7 protein-coding genes are annotated in these 6938 nt (G+C 71.4%); 2 read left to right on the forward strand and 5 right to left on the reverse strand.

Annotation, left to right across the window (positions count from 1 at the left end; genetic code table 11):
* Nucleotides 1-250 precede the first annotated feature (250 nt).
* From TY25_RS13170 to TY25_RS13185, 4 genes are read right to left on the reverse strand one after another with little or no spacing between them, the layout of a single operon-like run.
* Nucleotides 251-1042 carry an ESX secretion-associated protein EspG gene (locus TY25_RS13170; protein ID WP_226887184.1) on the reverse strand — a complete coding sequence of 264 codons (792 nt, stop codon included), beginning with the start codon at nt 1040-1042 and terminating at the stop codon, nt 251-253.
* Nucleotides 1024-2352, reverse strand: a complete 1329-nt coding sequence (locus TY25_RS13175; RefSeq protein ID WP_146154147.1) for a PPE domain-containing protein — start codon at nt 2350-2352, stop codon at nt 1024-1026. The genes TY25_RS13170 and TY25_RS13175 overlap by 19 nt, the downstream gene beginning before the upstream one ends.
* Nucleotides 2345-2782 (reverse strand): hypothetical protein, encoded by a 438-nt coding sequence (locus tag TY25_RS13180; RefSeq protein ID WP_081868854.1) that lies wholly within the window; start codon nt 2780-2782, stop codon nt 2345-2347. The genes TY25_RS13175 and TY25_RS13180 overlap by 8 nt, the downstream gene beginning before the upstream one ends.
* 39 nt (nt 2783-2821) lie before the next feature.
* Entirely contained in the window at nt 2822-3547 is a 726-nt protein-coding gene (locus TY25_RS13185; RefSeq protein WP_042256237.1) for an alpha/beta hydrolase, read from the reverse strand.
* Between the two features lie 115 nt (nt 3548-3662).
* Here TY25_RS13185 and TY25_RS13190 point away from each other — a divergent pair, with 115 nt between their 5' ends.
* Nucleotides 3663-4592: an SMP-30/gluconolactonase/LRE family protein gene (locus TY25_RS13190; protein ID WP_226887185.1), complete on the forward strand. Its 930-nt coding sequence runs from the start codon at nt 3663-3665 to the stop codon at nt 4590-4592.
* A gap of 84 nt (nt 4593-4676) precedes the next feature.
* Here TY25_RS13190 and TY25_RS13195 read toward each other — a convergent pair whose 3' ends face one another.
* Nucleotides 4677-5645: a helix-turn-helix transcriptional regulator gene (locus tag TY25_RS13195; RefSeq protein ID WP_042256232.1), complete on the reverse strand. Its 969-nt coding sequence runs from the start codon at nt 5643-5645 to the stop codon at nt 4677-4679.
* A gap of 63 nt (nt 5646-5708) precedes the next feature.
* Between TY25_RS13195 and TY25_RS13200 the strand changes: the two genes are divergently transcribed.
* The gene (locus TY25_RS13200; protein ID WP_042256233.1) at nt 5709-6851 is read left to right on the forward strand and encodes an epoxide hydrolase family protein; all 1143 of its coding nucleotides are present in this window, start codon (nt 5709-5711) and stop codon (nt 6849-6851) included.
* Nucleotides 6852-6938: the final 87 nt, after the last annotated feature.

The following is a 6938-nucleotide window of genomic DNA, read 5'->3' on the forward strand; positions in this document are numbered from 1 at the left end:
GACGTGCCCGGCCAGCGGGACGCGCCCGTCGGCCGCTGACCGACGGGCGCAGCCGGTGGTGGGCTCGTGCCGTTGGCTCGGCTCCCGCGCAGCTTTTCGCGCGCCGCGCGTGTGTCGTTCGACCGACACACGCGCGGGGTAGCGAAACGTGCGCGGCGCGGGGCCGGCGGAGGCGTGCGGCACGGGGCACCGGAACGCGTGCCGGTGTGGCTGCTGAGACGTGTGCGGCCGGGGTGGGCGTTGGCTGGGTTTACCAGCGTTGGGCGTAGGTGGCGGTGCGGGCGGCCGCTTCGACCATGGGGCGAAGTTGGGCGATGAAGGCGTGGGCGGTTACCGGGACGATGTCCACGTCGGTGCCGGTGCGGACGGAGTAGCGGCCGTCGTCGCGGACGTCTATCCAGCAGAGGACGCCGAAGGGGCGCAGTTCGCCGTCTTCGTGGCGGGCGGACACCACGATCTGGCCGATGCCGTCGCGGGGTTGCCGCAGCAGGCGCCGGATGCGGGTGGGCACCGACGGCCCGGCGACCGGCACGGTGACCAGGTCTCGGCTGTCCTCGCCGACCCGGGCCAGCGGCGCGGTCAACCGGGGCGTGCTGCCGGGCGCGTTTTCCGGCAGCATCGAAACAACCCGGGCGGTAAGGCTTTTCCCGGTGCCGACGAACAGCCGCAGATCACCGCCGTGGTCCGGGTTCGGCCCGGGCCGCTGCGCGGCGACCACCGCGACATTGCCCGCCGCCGCGCCGAGCACCCGCACCGGTCGGCTTTCGGGCGCGTCCGGATCGGCTGTGGCACTGTCGCGTTCGCCGAACACCTCGATCCGTAGCTCCGGCGCGCCGAGCACCCGCAGCGCGGCTTCCAGGTCGGCGTCGAGCGTCTGATCGCACCAGCGGTTCAGCTCGGGTAGCTGCGCCGCGCGCTCGTCGGTGTCGCGCGCGGATAGTCGGACGGCCAGGGGGTAGGGCATCCGATCGCCGTCGGTGCGCGCCCAGGCCAGCGCGAACTGGTCCGGGGTCAGCGTCCAGTTCACTCCAGTTCGGTCCACTCCCCGAGCACCGGCGGTGTGGTCGGATCGATCGAGCCGATCAGTTCACCGCCCTCGTCGGAGGGCTCGAGATAGGTGGGCATGTCGTCGAAGTGGAAGTCGTCCTCGTACTCGTCTTCGTCGTCGAAGCGCGCGGCGCGGGCCGTGGACGCGGCGTTCGCGGCCACGCTGGCACCTGGCCGCGGGGTGTCGCCCATGGCGAGCGCGCCGCCCATCAGCCCGCCCATCGCGCCCGCACCCAAACCGGTGACGGCGTCGCTGCTGCTGTCCTTGCGACGTTCCTCGCGCTTGCGCTGCTCGTCAGCCGGGGCCGCTGCGGCGCTGCCCGGCACGGACGGAACGGAGACCGGCTGAGCCGACGCCGCAACGGTGGTGGTCGTGCTCGGCGCGGTGACAGCCGTGCCCGGCAGCCGGGTCGCGGCCGGTGCGGTCGACAGCGGGGCATCGAACCCGGCGGGCGAGGTGGTGACCCGGGTCGGCGCGGCAGCCGGTGCGTCTACGGTCGCCGGTGCGGCGGCGGCACCCGCGGTAGTGGTCGTTTCGGGCTCTTCGACAGGTTCGGCGACGGTCTCTGGTGCCGTGGTCGCGGGGGCCGCCGTGGTCGCCCCGGTGCCGAGGCGCACCTCGGTGTTCCCCGGGGCGGCCGGAACCTGCTGCACCGCCGGGCTTTCCACGCTGATGCCGGCCCCGGTCAGCTTGCTCGCCGGCCAGCTGCCCGGCGCGTCCGCCGTGCCGTTGGACTGCTGGTCGAGGAAGGCGGGTACCTCGTTGCCGGTGGGAATCAGCACACCGGCGTAGATGTCGTTCATCGCGCGCACGGTGTCCTGGCGGCTGTGCTCGGCCGCCTTCTGGTCGGCCGCGTTGGTGGTGGCCTGCGTCGGATCCAGCAGCGCGGCACCGAGATCGGGGGCGCTCGCGGTGGGGGCGACGACGGCCTTGCGTAACGCCTCGGCCGCGTCGCCGGCCTGGCCCAGCCGCTGTGAGACGACCGCGAGCACGTCGGCCAGGTCCTGGCCGGTCTGCTCGAACGCGTACACCGCGTCGGCCGCGTGCTGCGCGCCGCTGCCGCGCCAGCCGTCGGCGATCGCCGCGCGAATCTCGGTGTGCGCCTGGGCGACCGCGTCGGCCAATCCGGCGGCGGCCTGGCCCCACGACTGCTGCCCGCCGGTGAGCACGGCGGGTTTCAGCAGCGCGACCTTGTCGTGGATCTCCCGATGGGTCATCGCGTCGAACATCTCGACGGTCGGCGCGTACGCGGGATCGGTGCGTCGCACGGCGGGATGATCCGGGGTGCGTGGCAATTTACGCATGGGCTGCTCCCGCGTCGATCCGGTCGACGGCCACCGCGAGCGCGTGGTCGGCGCCCTGGTACTTGGTCGCGGCCGCACGGAAGGTCAGCGCGAGTTCCCTGGCGGCCTCGGCGTACTCCCACATCCGGGTGAGCGCCCCGTGCGCCTTGTTCTCGAAGCCGCCGCGCAGCGCGTCACCGGAGGCGAAGCCGCCGAACCCCGGCAACGACGACGCAGCGCTGAGCACCCGCATCTGATCTTCGATCTGGTTGGCGAGTTGCTCGTAGCGGCGGGCGCAGCGTTCGTGCACCCCCTCGGCGACGAGCACGCCGTCGATCCACAGTTCCCCCTCGTCGACCGCGCGATGCAGTGCGGCGGCGGTGATGCCCGGCGCGGTGTATCCCGACAGTTCCGGGCGTGCGACGCCGTTGGCGTTCTCGTTCGATGGCACCTCGCGTCCCCCTTCCTCATCTCATGAAGCGTGCTCGGTTCACGGGCGTCGCGCCAACCCCGCGACGACACCCCGCATCCAGTCCGCGATGTCGGCAGCGACCCGCGCGTGCACCGGTTCGTGCAGGAGATCGTGCCCAGCGTCGGCGTACGCCCGTAAATCTACCGACTCGTGGCGTCCAGTCCATACCCTTACGGCATCAATCGGCGCCCGCCGATCCTCCTCGCCGTGCACCGCGAGGATCGGAAGTGTGCGCGGCAGTGGGGTTCCCGGCGCGCCGGGACGGCCGCCGCCGAGCGCGCGTTTCGGGGTGCCGGACAGCACCAGACCGGCCAGCGCGTCCCATGGCACGGCCGGTCGCAGCGGCAAGTCGCGCTCGAGCACGGTCCGGCCGGCCGGCTCGCCGGCCGCGTCCGGCACCGCCGCGCCGAGCAGGCCGAGCGCGGTCACCGCGCCGAGCGAATGCCCCAGCAGCAGCAGTGGCGGGGCCGGTGCCGTCGCGCGGACGAGGTCGAACAGCCGCACCGCGTCCGCGACCAGTTCCGTCAAGGTGCCCGGCGCGTGCGGATCGCCCTCGCTGAGCCCGTGCCCGGCGGTGTCGAGCGCCCACAGGTCGATCTCGGCGGCGGTGAGGGTGCGCGCGAAGCGGTGGTAATGACCGCTGTGCTGGCCCATGCCGGGTAGCAACAGCACCGTGGCGACGCTCCGATCGATCGGCCACCGCCGATAGTGCAGCCGGCCACGCGCGCCGTCGAAATATGGCATATCCAGATCTTGCCAAAGATCGTGCTGCTCAGCGGAGTTCATGAGGTATCAGCGGAGGGCGGGCTAGACTGCCTGCCGATTGTCGTGTCGGTGCGGACAGAACCCGAGGTGCTCGTTGCGAAAACTACGTCGTTCAGGTGCGCTGTTGTGGCCCGCGGTGCTGGTCGCGCTGGCCTGTGGCATGCCGGTCGCGGCCGCCGAACCCGAGGCCGCGGCGACCCCGATCGCCGCGTGCGCGTCCGCGGCCGCCGTGACCGCGGTGCCCGCCGGGCTGCCGATGCTCGATTGGTCGGAGAACGTCGGGTACGACACGGCGGGCAACCTGTGGGTGTCGCGGCCGTACCGCAATGTGGTGCAGCGCTATGACCACACCGGCGCGCTGACCGCGACCGTCCCGGTGGAGTTCCCGGGTGCCGTGCGCAGTGGACCCGACGGACTGCTCTATGTCGTCTACGGTGACAGTCCGACCAGCCTGGTCCGGCCCGGCGGTCTCGTCCGCTTCGATCCCACGGCCGCCGCGCCGAAGCCGGAGGTGTTCGTCTCGGGCCTGACCACGATGCCGAACGGCGCGGCCTTCGACGCCGATGGCTACCTCTATGTGGGTGCGTCGATGTCCGGCGTGATCCGCATCCGCCCGGACGGCAGCATCGACACCGCGTGGACCGAGCAGGCGCCGAAGACGAGTGCCAACGGCGTCGTCGTGCACGACCGCACCCTGTATGTGACGTCGAACGGCGGTCCGCTGGGCCGGATTCAGCGGGTTCCGATCGACGCTCCCGGCGAGGCGTCCGTGGTGGCCGACCTGTCCTCGCCGCTGCCCGCCATCCCGGATTTCGTGGACGATCTCCTGATCGATCGCGACGGCAACCTGCTGGTGACCACCCTCGGCGGCCAGTTGGTCCGGGTCGTGCCGAGCACCGGCGCCACCTGTGCCGTGCTCAGCGGCGAACCCCTCACCTCGGTGACCGCCATCCCCGGCGCGCCGGACGAACTGATCGCGGGCACCGAGCGCGGCGCGGTGCTGCGCATCCAGCTGCCGGGCTGATCGACCTACGCCGGACGGCCATCCCTCGATCCGGGGGAGGGCCGGCCTGCGCAAAGTGTTGGTGTGCAAGCAGGATTCGCAGGATCAGTCCGGTGTGCCGGTCGCGCGGTGAATACGCCGCGCGGCGGCGTGGAGCGCACGGGTCAGCTCGGGCGAATCGTGCACCTCGAAGTCGACGCCGAGTCCGATCAAGCGGTGGGCCAGCCATTCCGGGGCATCGTCGCGCTCGCCGTCGAGGCGGCAGCTGTGCTCGTCCAGGGCGATCAGTTCACCGGGGTCGTCGCCGACTCGGCCCACGATCCGGTGCAGGGGCGCGCGAATCGTGACCGACAGGCGATAAGTCGGTGTGCCCCAATCGGTTCGGCGGCCCGCGACGTAGGCGCCGGGATCGGCGGCGGGCAGCTCACGCGGGATGCAGCGGGCAGCGGTGGGCAGCGGATTCTCGATGCGGTCCACCCGGTAGACCCGCCAATCGTCCCGGTCGAGGTCGTATCCGACGAGGTACCAGCGGTGCCGGGCCGGCGCCAACCCGGCCGGCTCGGCGTGCCTGCGGGTTTCCCGGCCCGCGGCATCGCGATAGGTGAAACGCACGCGCTCCCGGTTGGTCACGGCGGCCGCCAACGCGGTCAGCACCTCGGGATCGACCGCCGGGCCTGCATCGACCGGTGCGGCCAGCGCCGTACCGAGCACTCGGACGCGACGACGCAGTTTCGCGGGCAGCACCTGCTCCAGCTTGGTCAGCGCGCGCACCGACGCCTCCTCGATCCCCGCGACCGCGTAACCGGCCGCGGCCCGCAGGCCCACCGCGATGGCGACCGCCTCGTCGTCCTCGATCAGCAAGGGCGGCAAAGCCGATCCCGCGACCAAGCGGTAGCCACCGGTCGCGCCCATCGTCGCCTCGACCGGATAGCCGAGTTCGCGCAGCCGGTCGATATCACGGCGCACCGTGCGATCGGTGACGCCCAAGCGTCCGGCGAGTTCGCTGCCCGGCCAGTCGCGCGGGGTTTGCAGCAGTGACAGCAGTCGCAACAGCCGGGCGGGGGTGTCGTTCATGAATTCCAGAATTCCAGATAACTAGGACATGAATAGTCCTAGATGGCTCTTACTGTTGCCCCCATGACCGATAACATCGCCGTCCGCCCGTTCCGCATCGAGATCCCGCAGGCCGAACTCGACGACCTGCGCGACCGGCTGGGCCGGGCCCGCTGGTCGCCCCAGCTGCCCGGCGCGGGCCGGCAGCGCGGCGTGCCCGTCGCCTACCTGCGGGAGCTCGCCGAATACTGGCGGACCGAATTCGACTGGCGCGCACAGGAAGCGGCGCTGAACGAATTTCCGCAGTTCGTCACCGAGATCGACGGTCTCGACGTGCATTTCGTGCACGTGCGCTCGCCCGAGCCGGACGCGGTGCCGCTGATCCTGACCCACGGCTGGCCCAATTCGTTCGTCGAATTCAGCAAGACCATCGACCTGCTCGCCGATCCGCGCAAGCACGGCCTCGATCCGGCGCAGGCGTTCCACGTCGTGGTCCCGTCGGTGCCGGGCTTCGCCTTCTCGGATGCGCCGGTGGAACTCGGCATGACACCACGGCGGGTAGCCGAGATGTGGCTCGTGCTGATGGACCGGCTCGGCTATCACCGGTTCGGCGCGCAGGGCGGTGATCTCGGCGCGTATGTCGCGCCCGAGTTGGCCATCGCGGCACCGGACCGGGTGATCGGCGTGCACCTCGACGGCGGCATCGGCATGCCGACCGCGGCCGACGTGCCGACCATGACGCCCGACGAGCGCGCCGAGTGGGACCTGATGCAGCAGTGGATGACCGGGGTGAATCACCACGAGCTGCTGCACGCGGCGCCGCAGACCTTCGCGCACGCGTGGACCGATTCCCCGGTCGGTCTACTGGCCTGGCTGATGCACAAGTTCAACGAGTTCACTCCGCTCGCCGACCTCGCGGAGGACGTCATGGAGCGCGATCACCTGCTGACCAACATCAGCATCTACTGGTTCACCAACACCGCGGCCACGTCGTCCTGGCCGATGTACAACGGCCTGAGCGAGGACGGATTCGCTTGGCCCAAGGGGCAGAAGGCTGTGCCGACCGGGGTGTACGGCGGCGGGTCGGCGTTGATGCGGCGACTTGCCGAGCGGGACAACGACATCGCGCACTGGCCGTCCGGCAACACCGGCAATCACTTTGTGGCGATGGAACTTCCGGAGATGCACACGGCCGACATCCGCGCCTTCTTCGCGAAGCTGCGGTAGGCCGGTGGGTCAGTTGCCCGTGGCCGGCTTGCTGAACTCCCCGTGCACCGAGGTGCCCGCGGGCGGGGCCGGGGTGGTCGGCGCGAC

This window comes from Nocardia brasiliensis NBRC 14402 (genome assembly GCF_000308475.2).
GTDB lineage: Bacteria > Actinomycetota > Actinomycetes > Mycobacteriales > Mycobacteriaceae > Nocardia > Nocardia brasiliensis.